The organism is Venenivibrio stagnispumantis, assembly GCF_900182795.1.
In the GTDB taxonomy this organism is placed as follows: domain Bacteria; phylum Aquificota; class Aquificia; order Aquificales; family Hydrogenothermaceae; genus Venenivibrio; species Venenivibrio stagnispumantis.
In genome coordinates this window covers 42,652-69,434 of record NZ_FXTX01000004.1, presented here as the reverse complement: position 1 = coordinate 69,434, position 26,783 = coordinate 42,652, and the positions used below count along the sequence as shown (strand labels likewise).

Annotated in this window: 29 protein-coding genes; 18 read left to right on the top strand and 11 right to left on the bottom strand. The window is 28.3% G+C overall.

The annotated features are described in order from the left end of the window. Window position 1 precedes the first annotated feature (1 nt). The 10 genes from coaE to QOR43_RS02615 all read left to right on the top strand — a co-directional run bounded on the left by coaE (window position 2) and on the right by QOR43_RS02615 (window position 8,148). Window positions 2–589, top strand: coding sequence for a dephospho-CoA kinase (coaE, locus tag QOR43_RS02660; protein WP_265134468.1), 588 nt, complete (start codon window positions 2–4; stop codon window positions 587–589). Next, window positions 558–947, top strand: a complete 390-nt coding sequence (locus QOR43_RS02655) for a cupredoxin domain-containing protein (protein ID WP_265134469.1) — start codon at window positions 558–560, stop codon at window positions 945–947. Before coaE ends, QOR43_RS02655 begins: the two co-directional genes overlap by 32 nt. An 87-nt stretch (window positions 948–1,034) precedes the next feature. Beyond that, window positions 1,035–1,586, top strand: a complete 552-nt coding sequence (gene thpR / locus QOR43_RS02650; RefSeq protein ID WP_265134470.1) for an RNA 2',3'-cyclic phosphodiesterase — start codon at window positions 1,035–1,037, stop codon at window positions 1,584–1,586. Then, on the top strand, window positions 1,583–2,416 hold the full coding sequence (gene panC, locus QOR43_RS02645) for a pantoate--beta-alanine ligase (protein ID WP_265134471.1): 834 nt from the start codon (window positions 1,583–1,585) through the stop codon (window positions 2,414–2,416). The genes thpR and panC overlap by 4 nt, the downstream gene beginning before the upstream one ends. Beyond that, window positions 2,417–3,328, top strand: coding sequence for an AAA family ATPase (locus QOR43_RS02640; protein ID WP_265134472.1), 912 nt, complete (start codon window positions 2,417–2,419; stop codon window positions 3,326–3,328). Between the two features lie 116 nt (window positions 3,329–3,444). Continuing rightward, window positions 3,445–4,191 carry a DUF58 domain-containing protein gene (locus tag QOR43_RS02635; RefSeq protein WP_283571413.1) on the top strand — a complete coding sequence of 249 codons (747 nt, stop codon included), beginning with the start codon at window positions 3,445–3,447 and terminating at the stop codon, window positions 4,189–4,191. Continuing rightward, window positions 4,178–6,067: a transglutaminase TgpA family protein gene (locus QOR43_RS02630; protein WP_265134474.1), complete on the top strand. Its 1,890-nt coding sequence runs from the start codon at window positions 4,178–4,180 to the stop codon at window positions 6,065–6,067. The genes QOR43_RS02635 and QOR43_RS02630 overlap by 14 nt, the downstream gene beginning before the upstream one ends. A gap of 59 nt (window positions 6,068–6,126) precedes the next feature. Further along, window positions 6,127–6,390, top strand: a complete 264-nt coding sequence (locus tag QOR43_RS02625) for a ribbon-helix-helix protein, CopG family (RefSeq protein WP_265134475.1) — start codon at window positions 6,127–6,129, stop codon at window positions 6,388–6,390. Beyond that, a complete protein-coding gene (locus QOR43_RS02620) occupies window positions 6,380–6,808 on the top strand; it encodes a type II toxin-antitoxin system VapC family toxin (RefSeq protein ID WP_265134476.1) in 429 nt (142 codons plus the stop codon). The genes QOR43_RS02625 and QOR43_RS02620 overlap by 11 nt, the downstream gene beginning before the upstream one ends. A gap of 35 nt (window positions 6,809–6,843) precedes the next feature. Continuing rightward, window positions 6,844–8,148: an amidohydrolase gene (locus tag QOR43_RS02615; RefSeq protein WP_265134477.1), complete on the top strand. Its 1,305-nt coding sequence runs from the start codon at window positions 6,844–6,846 to the stop codon at window positions 8,146–8,148. Between the two features lie 3 nt (window positions 8,149–8,151). Here the strand turns inward: QOR43_RS02615 and QOR43_RS02610 are convergent, their stop codons facing one another. Genes QOR43_RS02610 through metE form a run of 3 tightly spaced genes read right to left on the bottom strand, consistent with a single transcriptional unit; the run spans window position 8,152 to window position 11,498 of the window. Beyond that, window positions 8,152–8,496, bottom strand: a complete 345-nt coding sequence (locus QOR43_RS02610; protein WP_283571412.1) for a helix-turn-helix domain-containing protein — start codon at window positions 8,494–8,496, stop codon at window positions 8,152–8,154. A gap of 28 nt (window positions 8,497–8,524) precedes the next feature. Beyond that, on the bottom strand, window positions 8,525–9,172 hold the full coding sequence (locus QOR43_RS02605; RefSeq protein ID WP_265134479.1) for a lytic transglycosylase domain-containing protein: 648 nt from the start codon (window positions 9,170–9,172) through the stop codon (window positions 8,525–8,527). Window positions 9,173–9,188: 16 nt separating this feature from the next. Beyond that, entirely contained in the window at window positions 9,189–11,498 is a 2,310-nt protein-coding gene (metE, locus tag QOR43_RS02600) for a 5-methyltetrahydropteroyltriglutamate--homocysteine S-methyltransferase (protein ID WP_265134480.1), read from the bottom strand. A gap of 130 nt (window positions 11,499–11,628) precedes the next feature. Here metE and QOR43_RS02595 point away from each other — a divergent pair, with 130 nt between their 5' ends. Beyond that, on the top strand, window positions 11,629–12,264 hold the full coding sequence (locus QOR43_RS02595; protein WP_265134481.1) for a bacterio-opsin activator: 636 nt from the start codon (window positions 11,629–11,631) through the stop codon (window positions 12,262–12,264). A gap of 1 nt (window position 12,265) precedes the next feature. After that, window positions 12,266–13,147: a KaiC domain-containing protein gene (locus QOR43_RS02590; RefSeq protein ID WP_265134482.1), complete on the top strand. Its 882-nt coding sequence runs from the start codon at window positions 12,266–12,268 to the stop codon at window positions 13,145–13,147. On the opposite strand, the gene thiL is transcribed toward QOR43_RS02590, so the two are convergent. The 7 genes from thiL to QOR43_RS02555 all read right to left on the bottom strand — a co-directional run bounded on the left by thiL (window position 13,144) and on the right by QOR43_RS02555 (window position 18,845). After that, complete coding sequence (gene thiL, locus QOR43_RS02585) at window positions 13,144–14,073, bottom strand: thiamine-phosphate kinase (protein ID WP_265134483.1); 930 nt, start codon at window positions 14,071–14,073, stop codon at window positions 13,144–13,146. The two genes, QOR43_RS02590 and thiL, sit on opposite strands and share 4 nt — an antisense overlap. Window positions 14,074–14,075: 2 nt before the next feature. Beyond that, window positions 14,076–15,044, bottom strand: a complete 969-nt coding sequence (locus QOR43_RS02580; RefSeq protein WP_265134484.1) for a Ppx/GppA phosphatase family protein — start codon at window positions 15,042–15,044, stop codon at window positions 14,076–14,078. 10 nt (window positions 15,045–15,054) lie between these two features. Next, window positions 15,055–16,053 (bottom strand): agmatine deiminase family protein, encoded by a 999-nt coding sequence (locus QOR43_RS02575; protein WP_265134486.1) that lies wholly within the window; start codon window positions 16,051–16,053, stop codon window positions 15,055–15,057. Between the two features lie 11 nt (window positions 16,054–16,064). Next, window positions 16,065–16,946, bottom strand: coding sequence for a carbon-nitrogen hydrolase (locus tag QOR43_RS02570; RefSeq protein WP_265134487.1), 882 nt, complete (start codon window positions 16,944–16,946; stop codon window positions 16,065–16,067). 2 nt (window positions 16,947–16,948) lie between these two features. Then, the gene (locus tag QOR43_RS02565; protein ID WP_265134488.1) at window positions 16,949–17,350 is read right to left on the bottom strand and encodes a secondary thiamine-phosphate synthase enzyme YjbQ; all 402 of its coding nucleotides are present in this window, start codon (window positions 17,348–17,350) and stop codon (window positions 16,949–16,951) included. A gap of 96 nt (window positions 17,351–17,446) precedes the next feature. Then, window positions 17,447–17,818 carry a hypothetical protein gene (locus QOR43_RS02560; RefSeq protein ID WP_265134489.1) on the bottom strand — a complete coding sequence of 124 codons (372 nt, stop codon included), beginning with the start codon at window positions 17,816–17,818 and terminating at the stop codon, window positions 17,447–17,449. Continuing rightward, a complete protein-coding gene (locus QOR43_RS02555) occupies window positions 17,811–18,845 on the bottom strand; it encodes an AAA family ATPase (RefSeq protein ID WP_265134490.1) in 1,035 nt (344 codons plus the stop codon). The genes QOR43_RS02560 and QOR43_RS02555 overlap by 8 nt, the downstream gene beginning before the upstream one ends. Window positions 18,846–18,917: 72 nt before the next feature. Here QOR43_RS02555 and QOR43_RS02550 point away from each other — a divergent pair, with 72 nt between their 5' ends. The 6 genes from QOR43_RS02550 to QOR43_RS02525 are packed head-to-tail and all read left to right on the top strand — an operon-like array spanning window position 18,918 to window position 26,099. Beyond that, the gene (locus QOR43_RS02550) at window positions 18,918–20,915 is read left to right on the top strand and encodes a proton-conducting transporter transmembrane domain-containing protein (protein ID WP_265134491.1); all 1,998 of its coding nucleotides are present in this window, start codon (window positions 18,918–18,920) and stop codon (window positions 20,913–20,915) included. 10 nt (window positions 20,916–20,925) lie between these two features. Continuing rightward, the gene (locus QOR43_RS02545) at window positions 20,926–21,861 is read left to right on the top strand and encodes a respiratory chain complex I subunit 1 family protein (RefSeq protein WP_265134492.1); all 936 of its coding nucleotides are present in this window, start codon (window positions 20,926–20,928) and stop codon (window positions 21,859–21,861) included. 8 nt (window positions 21,862–21,869) lie between these two features. Then, window positions 21,870–22,520: a hydrogenase gene (locus QOR43_RS02540; protein WP_265134493.1), complete on the top strand. Its 651-nt coding sequence runs from the start codon at window positions 21,870–21,872 to the stop codon at window positions 22,518–22,520. 1 nt (window position 22,521) lies between these two features. Next, the gene (locus QOR43_RS02535; protein WP_265134494.1) at window positions 22,522–23,997 is read left to right on the top strand and encodes a hydrogenase 4 subunit F; all 1,476 of its coding nucleotides are present in this window, start codon (window positions 22,522–22,524) and stop codon (window positions 23,995–23,997) included. Next, window positions 23,994–25,571, top strand: a complete 1,578-nt coding sequence (locus tag QOR43_RS02530; RefSeq protein WP_265134495.1) for a hydrogenase large subunit — start codon at window positions 23,994–23,996, stop codon at window positions 25,569–25,571. The genes QOR43_RS02535 and QOR43_RS02530 overlap by 4 nt, the downstream gene beginning before the upstream one ends. A gap of 9 nt (window positions 25,572–25,580) precedes the next feature. Next, complete coding sequence (locus tag QOR43_RS02525; protein ID WP_265134496.1) at window positions 25,581–26,099, top strand: NADH-quinone oxidoreductase subunit B family protein; 519 nt, start codon at window positions 25,581–25,583, stop codon at window positions 26,097–26,099. Here QOR43_RS02525 and rdgB read toward each other — a convergent pair. After that, window positions 26,089–26,706, bottom strand: coding sequence for an RdgB/HAM1 family non-canonical purine NTP pyrophosphatase (rdgB, locus tag QOR43_RS02520; protein ID WP_265134497.1), 618 nt, complete (start codon window positions 26,704–26,706; stop codon window positions 26,089–26,091). The genes QOR43_RS02525 and rdgB overlap by 11 nt on opposite strands. Window positions 26,707–26,783: the final 77 nt, after the last annotated feature.

Below are 26,783 nucleotides of genomic sequence, written 5' to 3'. Positions count from 1 at the left end.
ATTGGTAAAAAAAATAGGATTAACCGGCTCAATAGGCACAGGAAAATCTACGGTTTTAAATATATTTAAATCCCTCGGGGTAAATACAATATCAGCAGATGAGATAGTCCATAAATTATTAGAAGAAGAAAATATAAAAGAAAAAATATTAAAACATTTTGGAAAAGATATACTCCAAGAAGGAAAGATAAATAGAAAGAAATTAGCAAGTATAGTTTTTGAAAATCCGGAAAAAAGAAAGATTTTAGAATCAATTTTACATCCGTTAGTTTTTGAATATATACAAAACTGGTTTGAAAATATAAAAGATGAAAAAATAGCCATTGCAGAAGTTCCTCTTATGATAGAAACCGGTTCATACAAGCATTATGATAAAATCATAGTAGTATATGCACCAAAAGAAATACAGCTAAAAAGATGCTTAAAAAAAGGTTTAACAGAAGAAGAAGCAATCAAAAGGATAAATGCTCAAATGGATATTGAAGAAAAAATAAAATATGCAGATTATATAATAGAAAATACAAAAGATTTGGAGTATTTACAAAAACAGGTAAAAGATGTTTATCAAAAGATTTTATCTGATTGTTAATATATTGGCTTTATTTATTTTGGGATGTTCTAAGGAAAATCAGGATAAACCGGATATAATCGTTGATATAAAAGTATCCAAAAATGGTTATCAGCCATCAAATATAACATTACCTTATGGAAAGGTTGTCTTATTTAGAATTACAGCAATAGATGAAGGTATAGGAGAAGATTATACAGCCCAGTATTATGGTCATTGTTTTTATATATTGCCACCTTATGATGTAGGTGTTTATAATATCAAAAAAAATGAAACAAAAGAGCTAAAAGTTAAACTCATATATCCGGGAAATCATATATTTACTTGTCCTTACTGCTCCGGTATCTTTCCTACAAAAGGAGATTTACATATAAAATAAATTATATTGGAAGGCATATATTATTTTCAGAATCCTTTATTTGAATATTGGCTTAAAAACAAATTTTAGAGGGGATATAATAAAGTTATGAAAAGGATATTTATTGGTAGTTTTGTAAATATTGATAAAAAGATTTATTTATCTTTGAAAAAGGATTTTGGTGGTTTGATTGTTGGAAGATGGAGTCCATTGGAAAATTTACATATTACATTTAAATTTATAGGAAATATTGAAGAAGAAAAGATATTAAAAATTAGAGATTGTATCAGTCCTTTACTGGATAAAAATATAGAACTCAGTATTAGATTTAAAGGATTGGGAGTTTTTCCTACTTTAGAAAGTCCAAAAATTCTTTATATAAAAGTAGAAGACGATGATGGTGTATTGAAAAATATAAATTCTTTTATAGAAAATAGTTTAAATGAGATAGGATTTAAAAAAGAGATAAAGCCCTTTATTCCACATATTACGGTAAATAGAATAAAAGAAACAAAGCTAAACCAATTTATTGAGAAATTAAAAAAGTATCAAAATATATCTTTTGGAGCTGAAAAAAATATAAACGTTGATATTATTGAGAGTTTAACACTTCCAACCGGTGCAGTTTATAAAAAATTAGATTTTGGAGAGATAAGATGAAAGTAATAACAGATATTAAGCAGATGAAAGATACTATAAAATCTTTAAAAAAAGAAGGTAAAAGCGTAGGTTTTGTTCCTACAATGGGATATTTACATCAGGGGCATTTGTCTTTATTGGAATGCTCTAAGAAAGAAAATGATATAACTGTTTTAAGTATATTTGTAAATCCTTTACAATTTGGTAAAAATGAGGATTTAGATAGGTATCCGAGGGATTTTGAAAGAGATAAAAATATGGCAAAAGATGCAGATATTATATTTTATCCAGATTATAAAGATATGTATCCGCAAGATTTTCAAACTTATGTTGAAGTTGTAGAGCTAACTAAGGGACTTTGCGGAGCATATAGACCGGGGCATTTTAGAGGTGTAACAACCGTTGTTATGAAATTATTTAATATAGTTAATCCGGATAGGGCTTATTTTGGAAAAAAAGATTATCAGCAATATATAGTTATAAAACAGATGGTAAAAGATTTGAATATGGATATTGAAATAATAGGTTGCCCTATTGTAAGGGAAGAAGATGGTCTTGCTATGTCTTCAAGAAATAAATATCTATCAGAAGAAGAAAGAAAACAGGCAACCGGTATAAGTAAAGCTTTATTTAAAGCAAAAGAAGAGTTTGAAAAAGGAGAAAGAAATCCGGAAAAACTAAAAGAAATAGCCAAAAACGTATTATATAGCTATCCTTTAATAAATCTTCAATATTTAGAAATAGTAGATGGAGAAACATTAAAACAAAAGCAAATTGTAGAAAAAGGAGATATAATGGCTATTGCCGTATACGTAGGAAATACAAGATTAATAGATAATGTGGAGTTTTAAATGGATATAGAAAATATAATAAAATCATTATCTTATTATCTTCAAGGAAAAGAGAAAGCACTGAGGCTTTCAATTATTACATTATTATCAAAAGGGCATCTACTAATAGAAGATTTACCCGGTATAGGTAAAACAACCCTTGCAATAGCTATTGCTAAATCTTTTGGTCTTGATTTTGGAAGGATACAGGCAACCTCTGATTTATTACCATCAGATATAACAGGACTTTCTATATATAATAAAAATACCGGAGAGTTTGAATTTCATAAAGGCCCTATTTTTAATAATATAGTTTTGGTTGATGAGATAAACAGAGCTACGCCAAAAACCCAGAGTGCTTTACTTGAAGCAATGGGAGAAAAACAGGTAACCATAGAAGGAAAAAGTTATAAATTACCACAGCCATTTTTTGTTATAGCTACACAAAATCCGGTAGAACAATACGGAACATTTCCATTACCGGAAGCCCAGCTTGATAGATTTGTTATGAAAATCTCAATCGGATATCCTTCAAGAGAAGCAGAAAGGGAGATTATAAAAGGTGGAAGTAAAAGAGAAGAGTTATATAAACTAAAGCCATTTATAACAAAAGATGAGTTAATTAAAATCCAAGAAGATATAAAACAGATATATCTATCTGACAAGATAATAGATTATATTTTGGATATAGCAGAGGCAACAAGGAATAGCAAATATATATATGCTGGATTATCAACAAGAGGAGTTTTGGCAATTGTAAATACAGCAAAAGCCAATGCATATCTTAAAAAAAGAGATTATGTTATTCCGGAAGATATAAAAGAACTTTCTGAATATACAATAACCCATAGAGTTATATTTAAAGAAGAGTATGAAGCAACAAAAAAGGAGATTATAAAATCATTAATAGAAAGCATAAAAGTCCCAGCATAATAAAGCTAACCAAAGCAGGTTGGATTTATATTATAATCACAATAGTTATAGGTGTAGCCGGAGTAAATACAGGTAATAATCTTTTATATTTGATAACTTCTTCTTTTTTAAGTTTTATGTTAATAGCCGGTATTTTCGGAAAAAGAAATATAGAAAAAATAGATATACAGATGATATTTCCACAAGAGATTTATAAAAATAAAGAAACATTTATAAAAGTTAAACTATATAATGAGAAAAAATTAATGCCTGCATTTTTAATAAAGATTATACTGCCAGAATATAATATTGAAAAATTAATCCCTTTTTTTGAAAAAGAAAAAGAGATATTTATAAATATAATTCCAGAAAAAAGAGGAATAAATAAAATATCTGAGATTTATATCTCTTCTGTATTTCCTTTTAATTTTTTTATTCGGTCAAGGAAAATAGATAAAGAGTTTGAATTTATAGCTTTTCCTGAGCCAAAAAAATGTAATATTTACCAACTTGGTGGTAAAAAAGATAAAGGAGAAATAACAAATGATAGAATAGGTTTTGAAGGAGATTTTATATCTATTAAAGATTACATAGAAGGGACACCTATGAAATATATAGATTTTAAATCTACTGCTAAAACAGATAAATTAAAAGTAAAAGAGCTGTCTTCCCTTGAAAATCAACCTATTTTTATTGATTTTGATAAACTACAACTAAAAGATATGGAATATAAAATAAACTGTGTTGCTTTTATTGTTATAGAAAGTATAAAAAACAATATTCCGGTAGGAATTAAAATAAACGGCAAATCCTATAAACCGGATATATCTTATAAACATAAAATAAATATTCTTACAGAGTTGGCTTTATATGAAGAGTTATAAAGTTGAAAATATAGTAAAGGTTTTAAGTTATTTTGTAGGCTTTTTAAGTTTTACTATACTTTTTGGTAATATTTCAAATACTTATTTTTTAATATCTTTTTCTTTATTTTTAGTTTCAATATATTTTGAGTATAAAAAATATTATATAAATAGAGTTGTAATAAATATAGCCGGTATATCTGCCATTATTATAATGGCTCTTTCTATGAATTCTGAAAATGTTTTACAACCGGCTCTTGAAACATTATCTTTTTTACTTTCTATTAAATTCTTAGAAGAAAAGAAATTTAGAGATTATATGCAGATATATCTTTTATCGGTTTTAATCTTAGCTGCAAGCAGTCTAATATATTTTGGAATAATCTTTCTTGTTTATCTTTTTATTTATATATTTTTGATAAATATATCCATCGTTTTATTAACTTATCAATCACAGGATAAAGAAATACAACTTACAGAAGAAGAGATAAAAAAAATAGTTATAAAAACCTCTCTAATACCTTTATTATCAATACCACTTACAATATTCTTTTTTATAATTTTGCCAAGGTCTGAAGTTCCTATTTTTAATCTATTTGGTGGACAGGCAAAATCAAGAACCGGATTTTCGGAAGATGTAAAGCTTGGAGATGTTTCTAATATTCAAGAAGATAACACTGTAATATTTAGGGCAAGTATGGAAAAAATACCGGAAAATCAGCTTTATTGGAGAGGTATAGTTTTAACTTATTTTGATGGTATAAATTGGAAAGTTTTAGAAGGAAAAGATGAAAGCAGTAAATCATTAAAAGGAAATATTATAAAACAAACGATATATTTAGAACCTTATGAAAATAAATATCTTTTTGGCTTAGATAAACCGGTTAGAGTAATATCAAAAGAAAATATAAATAGGGAAAATTTTAGCTTTTATCTTAATCATCCTGTTTATTCTACTATTAAATACGAAGTATATTCAGTTATTACAGATATTATCCCATCAGATTATGTAAATAAAACTATATATTTACAACTTCCGAAAATTGATGAAGATATTAAAAAATTGGCAGATAAATTAAAAGGAAAAAATGATTTAGAAACTGCAAATAATATTCTTAAGTTTTTAAAATACGGGGAATATAAATATTCCTTAAAAAATCTCCCAATCTCAAAAAATCCTTTAAAAGATTTCTTAATCAGATATAAATATGGAAATTGTGAATATTTTGCATCTTCAATGGCTGTTTTACTTAGATTAAATAATGTTCCTGCAAGATTAGTAGCCGGATACAAAGGCGGTATTTATAACAATATTGGTAAATATTATATGGTAAAACAGAAAGATGCTCACGTATGGGTAGAAGCTTATATAGACAATATAGGCTGGGTAAGATATGACCCTACTTCTGCTATCTCTATATCAGATAAAATTAAAGAAAATAAAATATCTAAAATCAAGCTATTTTTTGATACGATAAATTATTATTATATTACCTTTGTTATTGGATTTGATTTTAAGAAACAGATGGCTATATTTAGGCAAATTAGCAGTATGATTAAAAAACCGGAAATCAATTTCTCTATAAATAAAAAATATATATTAGTTTTAATTTTGATACTAATCATCGGTTTTTTAGCATATAAATCTAATTTCAAATTTAAGATAAAAACAAAAGAAGAAAAAATTTTAGAGCAATTTTTAAAGAAAATGGAAAAATATGGCTATAAAAAAGATAGAAATGAAGGATTGGAAGAATTTATAAATAAAATAAATGAAAAAGAGTTAAAAGAAAGGGCGTATCTCTTTGTTAGAGCGTTTGAAAATTTATATTATAAAGATAAAAAAATCTCAAAAGAAGATGAAAAAAAATTAAAAGAGTTGATAAAAAATATTTGACATGAAAAAAATTTACATATAAATTTATTTAGGAAAATAAAATTAGGAAGGTATATAAAATGAAAATGAAAGAAAAAAAAGTTAGAAAAAATATTACGATTTCAAAAAAAGCAGAAGAAAAATTAAAAGAACTTGCAAAAATAGAAAATAAATCCCAAAGTGAGCTAATAGAAGAACTTATAGAAAATGTTTATAAAGAAATAGAAAAAAAGAAAAAATTAGAAGCTCTAAAACGAATAATTGAAAACAGAAAGTATTTTAAAGGAATAGACCCAAATCTTAGTATCCAAAAAATCAAGGAGCAAATGGGAAGTGAGCCATAAAAAAGTATTTATAGATGCCAATGTCATTTTAGACCTATTTTTAGATAACAGACCTTATAGTGAATATTCTAAAGAAGCTTTTTTCTATCTACAAAAAAATAATGTAAAACTTTTAACAAGTTGTGATTTAATAACAACGGTTTACTATGTGTTAAGAAAATACGACAAAGAAAAAGCTTTAGAAAACCTTTCATATGCTCTGGAATTATTATACTTAATACCGTTTTCAAATGATGAAACTAAAAAAGCCATAGAATTAATGCAGAAAGATAAAAATTTTAAAGATTTAGAAGATACGCTTCAATATGTTTTAGCAAGAGAAAATAAATGTGATTTGATTTTATCAAATGATGATAACTTTTATTCACCGGATATAAAAAAGATACATACAAAAGATTTTGCAGAGAAGATAATATAAAGTTATAATAATTACAAAAAAAGAAGAGGTAGGAAATGAAGGCTGATTTAGTTATAAAAAATGGATATATACTTACAATGGATGAAAATTTTACAGAATATAAAAATGGTAATATTGCAATAAAAGATGGAAAGATTTTAGATATTGGAGAGAATATAAATTATGAAGCAGATGAGATAATAGATGCCGGTGGAAATGTCGTATTACCCGGATTAATAAATACCCACACACATGCGGCTATGACTTTACTTAGAGGATATGGAAGTGATAATCCTTTAAAAGTTTGGCTTGAGCAATATATATGGCCGGTAGAAAGAAAATTTGTAAGTTATGAATTTGTAAAAGATGGAACAGATATTGCCTGTTATGAGATGCTTAGGAATGGGGTTACTACATTTGTTGATATGTATTTTTATGAAAATGCAGTAGCAGATGCAGTATTGCAAGCTAAAATGAGAGCAGTTCTTTGCACCGGTATTTTAGATTTTCCAACACCGGGAGCAAAAACACCGGATGAAGGTATAGAAAAAACAAAAGATTTTATAAAAGAATATAAAGAAAGCAGATATATTTATCCTTGTATTGGCCCTCATGCACCTTATACCTGTTCGCCACAAACTTTGCAAAAAGCTATGCAAGTAGCAGAAGATTATGATGTTTTATTTCATATCCATTTATCAGAAACGGAGCATGAAGTTCAAGATATATTAAATAGATATAATGCAACACCTGTAAAACATCTTGATAATATAGGTGTTTTAAATGATAGAGTTTTAGCAGCCCATATGGTTCATCCAACAGAAGAAGAAATCTATCTGATGGCAGAAAAAAAAGTAAAGATATCCCACTGCCCTGAAAGTAATTTAAAACTCGCTTCAGGTATAGCTCCGGTGCCTAAGATGATAGAAGCCGGAATAACTGTTTCCATAGGAACAGATGGAACTGCTTCAAATGATGACCTTGATATACTCGGAGAAATTTCAACAGCTGCAAAACTTCATAAAGGTTATAATAAAAATCCGGTTTTATTAAATGCGAAACAGGCATTATCTATGGCAACAAGAGAGGGAGCAAAAGCATTAAGATTACAAGATAAAATTGGAACCCTTGAAAAAGGTAAATATGCAGATATTATAATTATAGATATAAATCAACCTCATATACAACCTATGTTTGACCCTTATATTCAGCTTGTTTATTCTGCAAAAAGCACAGATGTGGATACTGTTATAATAGATGGGAAAATTGTTGTAAGAAATAAAGAAGTTTTAACAATAGATAAATCAGAAATTCTACAAAAAGCTAAAAAGTGGAAAGAAAAAATAATTTGTGGTAATTAAAATTTATTTAACAATTTCTAACGTTTTTTTACTTTTTTGCTTTAACTCTAAATTTTCTCGTTCCTTCTTGGAGTTTATTTGTTCTTTTTCTCTATTAATTAATTTTATGCCGGCATCTATTTCTAAAGCAGATAATATTTTAGATACTGTTTTTAGAGAGATGTTTTGACCGCTAAAAATCTTTGTAATATAAGCCGGAGAAACTCCCATTTTTTCTGCTAATTGTTTTTTATTTAATCCTTTTTCAATCATAAACTCTTTTAGATAGTAGGACAGGTCTAATAATAATCCATAATAAATACGTTCAGTATCATATTTATTTTCTTCCAACCATTCTTTCAAATTCATCTTTAATCTCTTTTTTTTCAATATTTATTTATCTTTTTGCGAATGCACCAATTTGTAAGAGAGCTTTATAAACTTTGAAGGCATAATCTTTTCTGCCGTTATATCTCCATATGGCATCCCAAGTAAGTCCGTATCTATCTACATTTTCTTTAAGAATATAAGCAGAAACATGTATATTTTTACAAGGGTCTAATAAATCTGCATAATTTAATCTAAGTCTTTTTATATTCCATATATTTATCTGTCCTATCCCAACATCAAAATTATATCCGCTATTATATAGATATTCTAAGGTTTTTACTGCTTCTTCATAATTTGAAGGATTTATAACTTTTATTGATTTTCCATTTGAGTTTATATTTATAACATAAGGTCTAAATCCGCTTTCTACTTTTGCTATTGCATAAAGTAAAGCTACCGGAATATTATATCTATTAGCTGCTGATAAAAAGCATTCATTTAATTGCATTGAATTTATGTTGGTTATATTTGTAGTATTACTATTATTTTTTGTAGAATAGTTTGTCTTTTTTACTTTTTTTCCATTCTCAGGTTTATATTCTCTTACGGTATAACAGCTTTTAGCACCTTCTTCTGTCTCTATACATACATAACCGGCAAAAGAAAAAGAAGAGATGACAAGTATGATGTTTAATATTAATAATAACCTTGCCATCTCTTTCTCCTATTTTTTACCAATCGTAATTTTTGCCGTATTTTTCCCTCATAATTTTTGCAACTTGAACCATATTTTTAAGTGCTGGTATTGTTTCTTCATATCCTCTTGTTTTTAATCCACAATCCGGATTTATCCAGATTAGATTTTTATCTATAACCTTTACAGACCTTTCGGCAATTTCAAGCATTTCTTCAACTGAAGGTATTCTTGGAGAGTGAATATCATAAACACCAAGACCTATGCCGTGGTCATAATTGAATTTTTCAAAGGCTTCTAATATTTCCCCTTTACTTCTTGATGCTTCTATTGATATAACATCTGCATCCATTGCATAAATATATTCTATAATCTCGTTAAATTCTGAGTAGCACATATGGGTATGTATCTGGGTTTCTTCCTTAACTGTATCATTTGATAATTTAAATGCTTTTACTGCCCAATCTAAATACTCTTTTTGTTTTGCTTTTTTGAGAGGTAATCCTTCTCTAAATGCCGGTTCATCTATCTGAATAATCTTAATTCCTGCTTTTTCTAAATCTAATACTTCTTCTTTTAGAGCCAATGCTATTTGATATGCTATTTCTTTCTTCGGAATATCTTTTCTGTAAAAAGACCAGTTTAGTATAGTAACCGGACCTGTTAACATTCCTTTCACAGGTTTGTTTGTTAAAGATTGGGCATAAGTAATTTCTTTTACAGTCATTGGCTCTGGTCTTGATACATCGGAATATATTATAGGTGGTCTTACACATCTTGAACCATAAGATTGAACCCATCCATTTTTTGTAAATGCAAAGCCATTCATCTTTTCTCCGAAAAACTCAACCATATCTGTTCTTTCAAACTCTCCATGCACCAATACATCAAGCTCAAGCTCTTCCTGTAATTTTATTACATATTCTATCTGTTTTTTAATAAATTCTTCATACTCTTCTTTTGTAATTCTTCCGGCTCTGTAATCTGCCCTTTTCTTTCTAACTTCTTGAGTTTGAGGAAAACTACCTATTGTTGTGGTTGGAAATCTTGGAAGACCAAGAAGCTGTATCTGTTTTTTATATCTTGTTTTGAAATCTTCTTTTCTTCCTATCTTACTTTCATCTATATTTGATATAGCTTTTCTAACTTCTTCATTTTTAAAGCTATCTCTAAGCTCTTGTAAATTTTGCTCCGGTATTTCTTTATTATTATTGATTATATCTCTTATTGTAGTTAATTCTTCAAGTCTTTCATTAGCAAAAGATAATAATTTAATGAGATTTTCTGGAAGATGTCCTTTTTCAGGCTCTAAGGATACAGGAAGATGGAATAATGGGGCTGCATTTGATATGATTAAATTATCTTCTCCTACTATATTTATAAGCTCTTTTACAAGGGATACTGCTTTTTTATAATCTGTTTTCCAAGGGTCTCTTCCGGATACAATTCCTGCAATTAAGGTTTTACCTTTTGGAAATCCATATTTTCTTATATTTTCCAGATTTTCATCATTTACAACAAAATCAAGTCCTATACCGGATACCGGAAGTTCATTTACTATTTTTTCATAGTTAGATAAAGATTCATAATATGTTTGAACATAAACTTTTAGATTTTTAATATTATGCATCACTATTTGGTAAGCTTCTATTAATGCATTTGTTTCTTCTTCTGTTAAATCTAAAACAAGTGCAGGCTCATCAAGCTGAACTTCTTTTACTCCGGCTTCTTCAAGCTCTGATAAGAGCTCATTATATATAGAAGCTATTTCAAATAAAAATGGTTTAAATTTGATACTTTCATTTGCTTTTACCATATGCATAAGTAATGAGCCTTCTTTTCTTTCATAAACTTTTCCAAGATATATATAGGTAAAAGGCCCTACAAGAACAGGTTTTGTTTCAATATTTAATTTTTCTTTTATATCTTTGTATGATTCAAGAGGTCTATTTTTTAACAATTTAAAATTGCCTGTAAGTTCAGGAACAATATAATGATAATTTGTATCAAACCATTTTGTCATTTCACAGGCTACTGCATCTTTACTGCCTCTTGCCATTGCAAAATATCTATCCAAACCATCTTCTATATTTTTAAATCTTTCAGGGATTACATTAAACATTGTTGATAAATCTAAAATAAAATCATATAAAGAAAAATCATTTGAAGGAATTATATCTATTCCGGCATTTTTTATTGTGTTTATTCTTCCAAGATTTATATTTTCTGCCTGTTTATATAATTCTTCTTTAGAAATCTCTTTTTTCCAGTAGCTTTCTACTGCTTTTTTTAGTTCTCTGTTTGGCCCTATTTTCGGATAATCAAAAACCGTTGTTTTAATTGGCATAAGTTTCCTCCTACAAAGAAATTTTGAAAAAATTATAGCATATTTTAAAAATTTAATTTTATATTGCATTTCACAATTGTTTTTTTTATATTTAAATTTATAAAAAATTTAATTACAGGAGGAATGAGAGATGGTGATTTTACAACCGGTCAATGTAGATGTTGAAACTTTGGTTCTTAGAGTATTTTTAAAATCTATTGATTTAATTGGAGGGCTTCAAAAATTAGCAGAGTATAAGACTTTAACATGGCTTCCATCTCTTGCCAGAGCTTCATTTGCAGTAGTTTTAAGAGAAGAATATCTTAAAACAGAAGAAGAGATTGCAGATTTTGTAGGTCTCACAAAACAAACAGTAAGAAATATATTAAGAGCTGACCCTAATTTAGCCATTGAAAAAATTAAAAGAATAGAAGAACTTACAGAAGAAGAAAAAAAAGAATTAAAAGTTCATACAGCAGGTGGTTTGGCTAAATTGGCTTACAAACTTGTAAAAGAAGGCCATGAAGAATCAAAACTTTTACTAGAATATGCCGGTATTGTAGCAACAGCTCTTGATATTCCTTGGGCATATCTATTATTAAAAAGAATTAAAGGAACAGATTTTCCTATTAACTCTAAGGATGATATTATTCAAAAGGTTGCAGATATCAAAATAAAAGGTAGAGATGCATCAGAAGTTTTAGCAGAGATAGAATATCCTGTTAAAAACCCTGCAGAGCTTTTACATAAAATAAAAGAAAATTTAAAAATGCACGGGGTAGAGTAAGATGGATGAGTTTGAAAAAACTGAAGGATATGAAAAACCAAAGGTTATAGAAGAAGGTATTTGGGTAGCAGGAGAGGCTTTAAAAAAAGCTCCAAAACTTTATGGAGTTCCTACTGGTATAGAAGGATTAGATAATCTTTTTTTCTCTGCTGAAATAAAGGATGGAAAAGTTATAAAAAAATCTCTCGGCGGAATTCCTGCCTATTCTGTAACTAATATAACCGGTGTATCTGACACCGGTAAATCCCTTATGGTTGAGCAATATGCAGTAACACAAGCTTCAAGAGGTGAAGCAGTAGCATTTATAACAGTAGAATCTCCGGCTCCATTTGTTACTGTTGGTTTAAGGGAAAGGGCTACAGCAATGGGAATAAATTTTGAAGAGATTGAAAATAAAATTATCTTAATAGATGCCGCTTCCCATACTTCTTTAAGGGAAAATATACCTAATTTACTTGCTACCCTTGCTTTTGCCATAAAAAATTATAAAGTAAAACATACACTAATAGATTCTGTAACAGGTTTATATGAATCAAAAGAGATGATGGCAAGAACAGTTGTAAGGCAGTTATTTAACTTTATGAAAAAATGGTATCAAACTGCTTTATTTGTTTCCCAGAAAAGAAGCGGACATGAAGAATTAACAGCAGAGGCAGCCGGTGGATATGCCATAAGCCATATAGTAGATTGTTCTATGGTATTGGCAAAAGAGCTAATATTAACACCTACCCAATCTAAACTTTACAAAAAGCCAATCGGAGAGATAGTTAGATTATTCAGAATAGATGGTTGCAGAATGTGCGGACATGATACAAGAACAAGATTTATGGAGATAACAGAACTTGGTCTTGTTAAGATAGGTGAACCTTTAACCGGTGGTTAAAAATGGTTAAATCCTTTCTTGGGAAGTTTGGTGTTATCTAAATAAACACCGCTTCCTTCTTCTATATATCCTATTTTAAGCATATTATTTAACTCTTTATCTGATGTTAAAACTATTTGGTAATCTTCCCCGCCATAAAGTATATAATCATAAATATCCTTATTGTATTTATTACAAAATTCAAGAAGAGATTGGTCTATCGGTAATTTATCTTTTTGCAAAACTATTTTTACATTACTTTTTTCGGAAATATGGTATAAATCTTGCACAAGTCCATCGCTAATATCTATACAGCTATTGGCATATTTTAAAATTGTATCTTTTAAATCTATCCTTGCTACCGGTTTATAATGGTTTAAAATCAGTTTTTCTTCAAAATCTTCTTTAATATCTTGTTTATTTAATATAAGCTCTAAACCTGCCCTTGATAATCCAACAGGTGCAGATAAATAAACAAAATCACCAACTTTTGCAGTATCCCTTCCGACAAATCTTTCCGTTTCTCCTACAAAAAACATATCAAAAGCAAGCTTATCTGAAGAAGAGATATTTCCACCAATTACGGAAAATTTATAATAATCTATTGCTTCTTTTATTCCTTTATAAACGGCTTCTATAAATGATAAATCTGTATCTTTTGATGCTGTAAATGATATTAAACTCCATCTTGGAACGCCACCACAGGCTACTATATCGCTAACGTTTGTTGTTGCAAGCTTCCAACCAAGATATTCCGGATTTATTTTATCTTTAATAAAATGGGTATTTTCTACCTGAATATCAACAGTAAATAATATTAGCTTCCCGTTAATATTAACACAGGCAGTATCATCTCCTATTCCTACAATAACATCTTTATCATCTGTCTTTATAATAGAAGATAACCTATCTATTAATCCAAACTCTCCAATATCTCCAATCTTCAAATCTAAACTCCTAAATCTAAATTTAACTTATCTGCAATATATTTAATTAATCTTCCATGTCTTAAACCATATTCACTGATTTTTATTTTATCTGCATTAAATATCTGCATTGCTGTATGGAATATAACTATTCCGGATATTATTGCTTCTGCTCTTTTATCTTCTATCATTGGAATAGCTTTTCTTTCTTGGATTGTCATTTTTGATAATTTATTAAGCCATCTGTCTATTGCTTCAAATGTAAGTATCTGGTTATGAATTTTGGAAGAATCATAAGGATATATATGTTTTTCAAGAGCCATAACTGTTGTTATAGTTCCACCAAGCCCTATTATTTCTTTTGTATCCTTCATATCTTGGTATGCTATTTTTATTTGTTCTTTGAGATATTTTCTCATTTGGTTTATTTCTTCTTCTTTTGGTGGGTCTGATTTTATATATTTTTCCGTTAGATTAACTATTCCAAAAGGAAAAGATATTGCTTTTATTAGTTTATATTTTTCATCTTCTTTTTTACCATAGGCAAATTCTGTGCTTCCGCCCCCTTGGTCTATTACTACGAAAGAGCTTTCAGGCATAACCCCATAGGCCGTGGCCAAAAATGATAATTTTGCTTCTTCTTCACCGGATATTACGGATACATCTATTCCAAGAGATTTTACTTTAAGTAAAAATTCTGAAGCATTTTTTGCTATTCTGCAAGCTTGGGTTGCAGAGGCTATTATATTTTCTACTTTATACTCTTTGGCCATCATAACATACTCTTTTAAAACTGTAAGTGTTTCAAGCATTGATTCTTGCTGGATATATCCGGTTTCCTGAACTTTTTTTCCAAGAGATGTTATTTTTCCAAGAGATAAAATATCTTTTATTGTTTTTATACTTTCTTCTAAGGTTTCTTTAAGCTGGTAAGATGCTATAAGCATTCTGGTTGAATATGTTCCTATATCTATAACTGCTACTTTATTCATTTTTACCTCTTTATGCCGGAATTTGCTGTGTTAAACAATGAAAAGTTCCAAGTCCTACTACTATATCATTTGCTTCTATACCAATAACTTTCCTATCTTTAAATATTGATTGAAGGGTTTGTAAAGCTATTTTATCTTGCTGGCAATTAAATATAGGCACAATAACTGCATAATTTGATATATAAAAATTTGCATAGCTTGCCGGAAGCCTATCTCCTTTATAATAAACCGGCTCTGGCATAGGTAATGTTATTATATTTTTTATTTCTTTGAAAGATTTTAATCTTTGCAGATTTTCTTTAAGTGGCTCATAATTTTCATCATTTTTATTTTCTTCTACTATGGTTATTACTGTGTCTTTATCTACAAATCTTGTAATATCATCAACATGTCCGTCTGTATCGTCGCCTACAATACCATCTTTTAGCCATAAAATCTTTTCTACACCTAAATATTTTTTAAGATTTTGCTCTATCTCTTCTTTTGATAAATTAGGATTTCTGTTTGGATTTAAAAGACAGCTTTCTGTTGTAAGAAGTAATCCTTCTCCATTTACATCTATTGAGCCACCTTCTAAAACCATATCTATTTTTATGGAAGGTATTTTTAGATATTCTGCCATTTTTTGAGGTATTTGGTCATCTAAATCATGGGGATATTTATTTCCCCAAGCATTAAATTTAAAATCAAGGGCAATAAGATTATTATTTTCATCTTTTACAAAGATTGCTCCGTGGTCTCTACACCATGCATCATTTGTAGGAAATTTATGTATAAATATTTTATTTTTATCTAAATCCGGATATTTTTGTAATCTTCTTTTTAAATCATTTTCCATCTCTTCATCATTAACATTTATATGAACTTCTTCTCCTTTTGATACCCAATAAATCATTTCTACATATTTTTCTCTTACATTATCTATTTTTTCAAAAAATGTATCCGGATTATGAGGATAAGAAAGCCAAGTTCCTCTATGTTTTTCCCATTCTGCCGGCATTCTAAGCATATTTTCTCCTTTTAATCTATAAATCTTTTTGTTATATCTTGATAGCTATCTATTCTTCTATCTCTAAAAAATGGCCATACCGTTCTTACTTCTTCTATCATATCTAAATCTACCGGAACAACTAATATCTCTTCTTTGTCTTCCGATGCTTTTTTTATAATTTCTCCGTAAGGGTTTGCAACAAAGCTCTGTCCCCAAAATTGTATTCCTTCATTTTTATCCGGTGATTCCTCAAATCCTGTTCTATTTACTGCCACAACATAAACACCATTTGCTACTGCATGCCCTTTCTGGACTGTTTCCCAAGCATTATACTGGGATTTTCCAAACTGCTCTTTTTCTGAAGGTAGCCATCCTATTGCAGTTGGGTAAAAAATTATTTTAGCTCCTGATAAAGCCGTTAATCTTGCTGCTTCCGGATACCATTGGTCCCAGCAAATCAAAACTCCAATATCTGCATATTTTGTTTTAAATGTTTTATATCCTAAATCTCCCGGTGTAAAATAAAATTTTTCATAAAAATGTGGGTCATCCGGAATATGCATTTTTCTGTATTTCCCGAGATATTCTCCATCTGCATCAATAACCACTGCTGTATTATGATAAATTCCGGCTGTTCTTTTTTCAAATAATGAAGCAATTATTACCACTTTATATTGTTTTGCAATCTCTGATAATATTTTTATTGTTTGATTTTCAGGATTTATTTCTTCTGCCAATTTAAAATTTTCCCAATCTTCTGTTTGGCAAAAATATAAAGATTTAAAAAGTTCTTGGGTGCATATTATATTTGCACCATCTTTCGCTGCTTTTATTATATATTCAACAGTTTTTTCAAAATTTTCTTTTGTATTGCTACTATTTTTTGTCTGTATCAATCCTACATTTACCAATTTTAAACTCCTTCAAGGATTTTTATATAAACTTTTCTTGTTCTTCCACCATCAAACTCTGCAAAAAATATACCCTGCCATCTTCCAAGGGTTAATTTTCCATCTTTTATAGGTATAGCTACATTATTTCCGGTTAAAACCGATTTAATATGTGCTGCAGCATTACCTTCTATATGTTTATATCCATTTATCCATGGAATCAATTTTTCAAGGGTATTTTTTATATCAGTAGCAACATCTTCATCAGCATTTTCATTTATAAAAACTCCGGCTGTCGTATGAGGCACATATATAAAACAAACACCATCTTTTACCTTACTTTTTTCTACAATATCTTTTACCGGCTCTGTAATCTCAACAAACTCAGTTCTTTGAGCTGTTATAACTTTAATCTCTGCAAACATCTTATCTCCCTGTGTGCTTTTGCTATAATTAATTTTATCATAATAAAATCAATAAAATGGATGGAATAAAAGATAAATTACCTGTTTATTTATGGATTAAATGATAAATTTTATATCAGAATAAGCTCCATTTTTAAATCTTCTTATTTCCCTGTTTAATTTGCCTAAAATCTTTGAAAATCTTGGGTCAACTTTTGCTTTTAAAATAAAAATTTTCTTTTTTCTAAATGTATCCGGTTCTAAATACCAAACTAAAATGGAATGAGTTCCCCACATTTTTTTAACAATTTCAACTACTTCGTTATTATAAATATTATTATCAAGCAAATTTTTATTAATGTATACCGTTTCCTCTATTAAAAGAATATTATTCCCATCTAACTTTAAAATATCACAATGGCTAATAGTATCTATTCTGAAAAATTCTTGAAAAATTTTACTTATTTCTTCAAAAGAAAACTCATTCATATCCAAATCCTTCTTTTAATATGTTTAGATAAACTTCTGTTAAAGGTGAATTATCTATAAGATTATCCTTATCAGCTTCATAGCAACTATAGACAGCTCCATCTTCTTTTAAAACTCCTTCCCAAACATCAATTTTAAAATTGTTTTTAGAGATAAGTTTGTTAAAACTTTCTATTAAATAGTCTGAATGAGTCGCTATAAATAATTTTCTTCCTTTAGACAGTTTATATAAAAACTCAGCCAATTTGTCTATATAAATCGGGTGAAGGTTTACTTCTGGTTCATCAATGAATAATATATTTCCCATAAGATTGTATTTTAAAATCAAATAATACAAGCTTAAAGCTTTTAAACCTGAAGCTGTTTTTTCAATTCCATATTTTTTACCTTTTTCCTGTATATATATTCTTTCATCCTGTATGTAAAATTTTGAGTTAAAAAGTTTTTCAAATAAATTTAAAAGTTCTTGATTTTCTTTCTCTATATTAGTTTCTACCTTTTCAGAAGAAATTATAAATAAATCTGAAAGTAAATCGGTTATAGCCTCTGAAATCAGTTTCCAGTGAGGATAGTATTTTTTTAAAGAGTATATACCTTTATAGTAATCTCCCAATCCGGATAGTTGCATATATAAAGGGCTTATTTGTAAAAATTCAAAAAATTTAAAATCTTCGATACTAAATTCTTGTAATTTGAAAGGTTCTCCAAAAAAAGAGATGGTTGTATATTGAGAATTTAATTCTATGTTATATGTTTTTTTGTCCCAAGCTTTAAGTTCATCTATATTTTTTAATAAAAATACATCTTTTATTTTTCTTTTTAATATATTCTCAAAATCTTTATTATTTTTTTCTAAATTTTCTTTAGAAATCTTCCAATAGCTCCAAAAAATAGAATAAAGTAAAAGCATTATTTGTGTTTTACCGGCTCTGTTTGGTGCAATTAAAATGGTTATATTATTTTTACTTCTTAAATCTGCCTCTCTTATTGATAAAAAGTTTTTTAGTTTAAGCTTTAAATCTAACATAACACTCCTTGCATGCTTAATATAAAACTGCTATAATAAATTTTATCATAATAAAATTAAGGAGTAGTTGTATTGGAAGATGTAGAAGGAAGTTATATATTAATCTCAATTCTTTTACTTTCAATTTTACCTATCACTCTATCTTTTAAACCTAAATTATCTTTTTTAGCTTCGGCGATATCCGGATTAACTATTATTGTTTTATCTATTTTATCCTTTAATAAAGAAATTATTTTAAATATTCCTTCTTCAATTGATTATTTAACATTTTCATTTAGATTGGATAACCTTTCTGCTTTTTTTGTTAGTGTAGTATCATTAATATCTTTTGCAACATCTATCTATTCTATAAATTATGTAGAAGAATTTAAAAATAAAAGTTTGCTTGCATTTTTATATAACTTTTTTATTTCTTCAATTGTGTTTGTTATTTTGTCTTCCAATGCTTTTTCATTTTTGATATTTTGGGAGATAATGTCTGTTATATCTTATTTTTTGGTTATATTTAATTATAAAGATGAAGAAAATAAAAATGCCGGTATTTATTATATCTTTATGACTCACTTTGGAACCGGTTTTATAATTCTTGCTTTTATCTTTATGTTTCTATCTACAAATAGTTTAGATTTTACAGTTTGGGCAAAAAGTAATCTTGATGAAAATACAAAAATTCTTGTATTTATCCTTAGTTTGATAGGTTTTGGAACAAAGGCTGGAATATTTCCTCTGCATATTTGGCTTCCAAAAGCTCATCCGGTTGCTCCTTCCAATGTTTCTGCGATTATGTCAGGTGTTATGATAAAAATAGCAGTTTATATGCTTGTTAGATTTTATTTTGAATTTTTAAAAGATTATTCTTTTTATCTTGGCATTATTGTGCTTGCTATTGGTGCTTTATCTGCTATTTATGGCATTATGTATGCATATATCAATAATGATATAAAAAGAATGCTTGCATACTCTTCTATGGAGAATATAGGTATTATCTTTATTGGAATGGGTCTTTCTATAATGTTTTTATCACAGGGCAATTTTCTATTAGCCGGAATATCTTTTATAGCATTTTTGTATCATACTTTAAATCATGCAGTATTTAAATCTTTGTTATTTATGAGTGCAGGAACAATTTTATTTAATACCCATAAAAAAAATATAGAAGAACTCGGTGGTCTTGTTAAATTTATGCCTAAAACTGCTGTTATTACATTAATAGGTATTTTAGGTATTATTGCATTACCACCTTTTAATGGATTTGTAAGTGAATGGTTAATTTATCAATCTTTATTGTTTAGTAATAATATTGATAATGATGTTATTCAGATTTTTACTCCTATATTTGCTTCTTTGCTTGCATTGACCGGAGCTTTTGCTCTTGGCACATTTAGTAAAATGTTTGGTTTAACATTTCTTGGTAAACCAAGAACAGAATATCATGCAAAAGAATCAAAAATATTTATGCTTACTGGTATGTTTTTATTGTCTATTTTAGTTGTAATTCTTGGTATTTTCCCTATGATTCCGATTTACATCATAGATGATATTTTTAAAAATTTTACCCAAATACCAATTTTTAATATTATTAGTTATAAATACGGATTTATAATAGTTCCTGTTGATTATGAATTTGGAAGATTATCTCCTATGGGTTTATTTTTGGCAGGAGTTGTTGCTTTTATTATAGTTTATCTATCTATCAGATTGGTTTCTAATGCAAAAACAAGATATTATGAAACATGGGCTTGTGGCTTAACGGAAGATAATCTAACAAATAAAGCCCAATATTCTGCAACCGGATTTTCTGCAGCACTTAGGAGAATTTTCTCTTTTGTTTATGGTTATAAAGAAGAGTTAAAACAATCTTCCGGAAAATTAAAATATTTTTATCCGGAAAAAAGATATATCCTGCAGATTTATGATGTTATAGAAAAGATATATAATCAAATTTTAAATGTGTTTATCAACATATTCTTAAAAGTTAGATATTATTTTCAAGCTGGAATTATTCATGTATATATAGCATACATCGTTATAACATTAATCGGGCTTCTTATTTTTGTTTTATGGTTTTAGGGGTGTAAAGATGGAAAATATCTTAATTGGAATTTTTCAGCTTATAGTTATTGTGGTTGTTGCTCCTTTTCTTAAGGCTTTTATTCATAAGATAAAGGCTATACTCAGAGGACAGAAAGGGCATTCTCTTTTTCAACCGTATAGAGATATATATAAATTATTGCAAAAAGAGGCTGTAATATCTAAGGATGCTTCTTTTATTTCAAGGACTGCACCATATATGATTTTTCTTTCTACAATCTGGGCTGTATTGTTTTTACCGGTTATCAATAGTTATACATTGCTTAGTTTTACCGGAGATATTATAGCAGTTGTTTATATCTTAGCTTTTGGAACATTTTTTTTTGTTTTGTATGGTATGGATCAGGCTTCTGCATTCGGTGGACTTGGTAGTAGTAGAGAAATAACAATATCTTCTTTGGCTGAACCGGCTTTGATGTTAATTATATTTACATTTGCCATTCAAACAGGAAGCACGAATATTAGCGAGATTTTTAGCAAAATACATCAAACCGGAATAGCAACATTTCCTGTGTCTTATATATTTGCATTGATGGCTCTTTTTATTATTGCCCTTGCAGAAAATGGAAGAATTCCGATAGATAATCCGGAAACCCATCTTGAATTAACTATGGTGCATGAGGCTATGATTTTAGAAGCTTCCGGAAGACATCTTGCCCTGATAGAGATGGCTTCATATATAAAACTTGCCGTTTTTATTACAATTGCTTCAAATATTTTTATACCTATTGGATTTTATAATGAGGCTACAATTACTGCTATATTGATTGGTGTAATTTTTTATATTATAAAACTTTTAATATTTGCAATTCCTATTGCTGTTGTTGAGATGAGTATTGCTAAATTTAGATTTTTCAGAGTTCCGGAAATTATTATGCTTGGATTTGTGTTATCTGTTATTTCCTTGATACTCCATTATTTGTGAGGGAGATTATGAATATTACTACTTTTATTGAACTGCTTGGTAGTTTGGTTTTATTTTTTGCAATTTTTCAGGTAGCAACAGATAGATTAAATCTATCTGTAAAAATATACAGGGTTCAATCATTTTTCTTAGCATTTTCTATATTAAGCATAGGTATATATAGCAATTATATAGATTTGTATATTACTGCTTTTCTTACATTTCTGATAAAAGTAATAGCAATACCTTATTTTTTAAATAAAGTTATGGAAAAAGTTAAAATAGAAAGAGAAAGCAAACCATTTATAAATATTACAAACTCGCTTATAATTACAGCTTTTATCGTCATATTTTCTTTTTTTATTACAAGAAAAGTGCAGATAGTTGGAGAAATTATAGCAAAAAATATTTTTGATATTTCAATTGCAATTATTCTTGTCGGTGCTTTTATAATGATAACAAGGAAAAAGGCATTAAATCAGATTATAGGTTTTTTAACTATTGAAAACGGTATAATGCTTGCAGGGACTTCTATAACAAAAGGAATGCCACTTATAGTAGAAATAGGTATATTTTTTGATGTATTTGTAGGGGCTTTAATGTCCGGAATACTTATATATCAGATTAGAGGAACCATAGAATCCATAGATACAACAAAATTATCTAATTTAAGGGAGTAAAATGATAGAGATTTTGTTATTACAGCTTGTATGGAGTATTGTTTCTTATTTTGTATCTGTTAGGACTGCTATGCGAATGCAGATAGTTATATCTTCTTTAAATCTATTGATAGGTTTATCTTTAATTTATAGGTTGATAGAGTTATTAAAATATTCCAATGGATATAAAGCAATTTATGAGTTATCCGGATTTTTATTTTTAGATGCTTTAAATGCAGTTATTTTTATTGTTATTCTTATACTTGCTTTACTTTCTTCTATTTATTCTATTGGATATATGAGTAAAGAGATAAATGCCGGCTTACCGGAGAAAAAGGTAAATGAATTTTATTTTTGGATGAATTTATTTATTTTTGCAATGTTTATTGTGGCTTTATCAAATAATTTTGGAATATTATGGATAGCAATAGAAGGCACAACCCTTGCAACTGCATTTTTAATATCTTTTTATAGAAATAAAGAAGCAGTAGAAGCCGGATGGAAATATATTATTCTATGTTCCATAGGAATATCTTTTGCTTTATTTGGAATTATAGTTATATATTTTGCTTCATTTCATTTGCTCGGTGAAGGTATTCAGGCATTGCAAATATCAAATATATTTGATGTAGCAGATAAATTTGATAAAAGATTATTAACAATAGCTTTTATATTTATTGTTGTTGGTTTTGGAACAAAAGTAGGATTTGCTCCTTTACATTTTTGGCTTCCGGATGCCCACTCCCAAGCTCCTACACCTATTAGTGCTCTAATGTCCGGTGTTTTATTAAATTGTGCATTTTATGCTATTTTGAGAGTAGATTCTTTTATGAATAAAGCATCTATTGGATATTTATCTTCTAACTTTCTTTTGTTTTTCGGATTATTTACAGTTTTTGTGGCAATGATGTTTATAATAAGACAGGTAGATTATAAAAGATTACTTGCTTATTCTTCTATGGAGCATATGGGTATTATAGCTATTGCTTTTGGAATAAATACAAAATTATCAATTTTTGCAGGTATATTACATACTTTAAGCCATGCATTTATTAAAGGTTCTATATTTTATTCTGTTGGCTCTATATTAGTAAATTACCATACAAAAGAGATTTTTAATATTAAAGGATTATTTGGTAAAATGCCAATTACAGCATCTATTTTGTTATTATCTGTATTAGCAATTACCGGAATGCCACCATTTAGTTTATTTATAACAGAGTTTTTAATAACCCTTGAAGCTATTAGAAATAATTTTATCTGGCAGGCAGTATTGTTATTATCATTATTAGTGGCTATTTTCGGTGGCTTTATATATCATTTTTCCCAAATGTTAATGGGTGAAGATGAAAGCAATCATAAAAAAGAAGAGAATTTATATTTAATAATTCCATCTATTATAGGTTTGCTTATTGCAGTTATATTTACATTTTATATACCGAAAAGTTTAAATATCTTAATTAAAAATATCAACTTTATAATCGGAGTTAAAGCATGAGTATTGAGGAAGTTAAAGAACTTTTAGCTCCAGTTCTTGATAAAATTACAGATTTTTCTTTAAATAGTGAGAATGAAGTTGTAATTCATCTTATAGATTTTAATCTTGCTCTTGTTTCTCAATATCTTTTTAAAGATTTAGATTGTGAAGTTGCAACAGTGGTAGCAACAGATGATAGAGAAAAAGAAGGCTGTTTTACAATTAGATATGTTTATTCTTATCATAAGAAAAATGTATTTTTTATTATTGAGATAAAAGTTAAGGAAAGATTTAACTCCCTTGCAAATATAATCCCTGCACTTAACTGGTATGAAAGGGAAATAAATGATATGTTTGGTATAACTCCTTTAAATCATCCGGATTTAAGACCACTTATTTTATTTCCTGAAAATTTTCCACAAAATGTCCATCCATTAAGAAAAGATTTTCCTTATAATACAAAGTTAGAGTTTAAAAAATATGGAAAGTATGAGTATAAAGAAGTGAAGGGAGAAGGTGTATTTAATATATTGGTAGGGCCTATACATGCAGGTATTATAGAGCCGGGACATTTTAGATTTTCATTAGCAGGAGAGCATATTTTACAACTTGAAATAAGATTATTTTTTAAACATAGAGGTATAGAAAAATTAGCAGAAGGGAAAAAACCGGAAGAACTTTTAAATTTTACAGATAAAATATCCGGAGACCATTCTTTTGCCCATACATTAGCTTATATTCAGGCAATAGAAAAATTATCTGATACCAAAATACCGGAAAGGGCAAAATACCTCAGGGTTTTATTTGCAGAACTTGAGAGATTGATGTGTAATATAAATGATTTTGGTTGGTTATTTCAAGATGTTGCCTATACCTTTGGTGCAATGAATATGTTTGCATTAAAAGAAGATATTATGCGATTAAATAAAAGATTATCCGGAAGCAGATTTAATAAAGGAGTGTTATCTTTTGGTGGTGTAAATGTAGATTTAAATGATGAAAAAATAAAAGATATAATAGAAACCGTAGATAAAGTATATATAAAATATGAAGAATTTAAAAAGATATTATTCAGCTCAGCTTCAATACTTGATAGGCTGGAAACAACAGGAAGAATAAGATATGAAACAATAAAAGATTTATCAGCAGTTGGATATACGGCAAGGGCTTCCGGATTATATTCAGATATAAGAAAAGAGCATCCTTATCTTATATATGATAGATTAACTTTTGAAAGCAAAATTTTTGAAGAAGGAGATGTTTTAGCCCGTTTAAAATGTAGATTAAGCGATATTGAAGATAGTATCTCCATAATAAAGCAAGTATTGGCAGATTTACCGGAAGGCGATATAAAAACAAATTTAAATGAAATAAAGAAAAATAGCTGGACTCTTGGATATGCAGAAAGCCAAAGAGGAAATATTATACATTTTGTAAAAATAGATGAGGAAGGTAAAATTGAAAGATGGAAAATAAGAGACCCATCTTTTAATAACTGGCAAACTATCCAATTTGCAGTGCTTGGAGATATAGTTGCAGACTTTCCAATAGTAAATAAAAGTTTAAATCTAAGTTATGCAGGAAATGATTTGTGAGGTAGTAAAATGTTTAAATTAGTAAAATATCTTTTTAAAGAAGGAATAAAAGCAGAAGATATAGAAATAAGAGATGAAAATGTTGAGATACTTGGTAAAGAATTAAAAGAAATTATTGATAAATATTTTGATGGTAGTTTTGCAATAAGAGAAGTAGATAGTGGCTCCTGTAATGCCTGCGAATATGAAATATCTGCTTTAACAAATCCTTATTATGATATTGAAAGATTTGGAATAAAATTTGTTGCTTCTCCAAAACATGCAGATGCAATTATGATAACCGGCTGTTTAACAAGAAATATGTATGAGGCAGTTTTAAAAGCATACGAAAATGTTCCATCTCCAAAATTTGTTATAGCAGTAGGTGATTGTGTAATAGATGGTGGCATTTTTAAGGGAAGTTATGCAATAATGGATGGAATAAAAGATAAATTACCTGTTGATTTATGGATTAAAGGATGTCCACCGGAACCAATAGATATTATCTCCGGCTTACTGATTTTATTAAAAGGAAAAGTTAATGGATAACTTTTTCTAAAATATTTATTAATTTCCTGACTGCAATGCCTCTATGGGATATTTTATTTTTTTCTTCCGGTGAAAGTTGAGCCATTGTTTTATCATATCCTTGTGGTATAAAGATAGGGTCATATCCAAAGCCACCTTCTCCGATTGGCTTTTCTGCTATCTTTCCATAACAAAATCCTTCTGTCCATATTCCAAAATCTTCCGGATTATAAAACACAACAACACTCACATATCTCGCATCTCTGTTTTCTTTGCCTTGTAATAATCTAAGTAATTTTTTTATATTAGCTTTATCTTTATTTTCCGTAATATCTTCCTTACCGCCAAAATCTATCTCATAAAATCTTGCAGAATAAACTCCGGGATAACCATTTAGCTCCTGAACTTCCAATCCGGCATCTTCTGCTATAACCGGCATATTATAAAATTTTGCATACTCTTTTGCTTTTTTTATAGCATTTTCTAAAAAAGTTTCCTTATCTTCCTCTACTTCAATTTTATTTTCCATATCTTCAAGGGATAAAACTTCAATATTTAAACCGGATAATAAATCCCTGAACTCTCTCAACTTTCCTTTGTTAGTAGTTGCAATTAATATTCTTTTCATCACTGCTCCTTTTTAAAATGACATTTTTTTAATCTAAATTAAAATTTAAACTATTTTATATAAATTTAGCATAATTT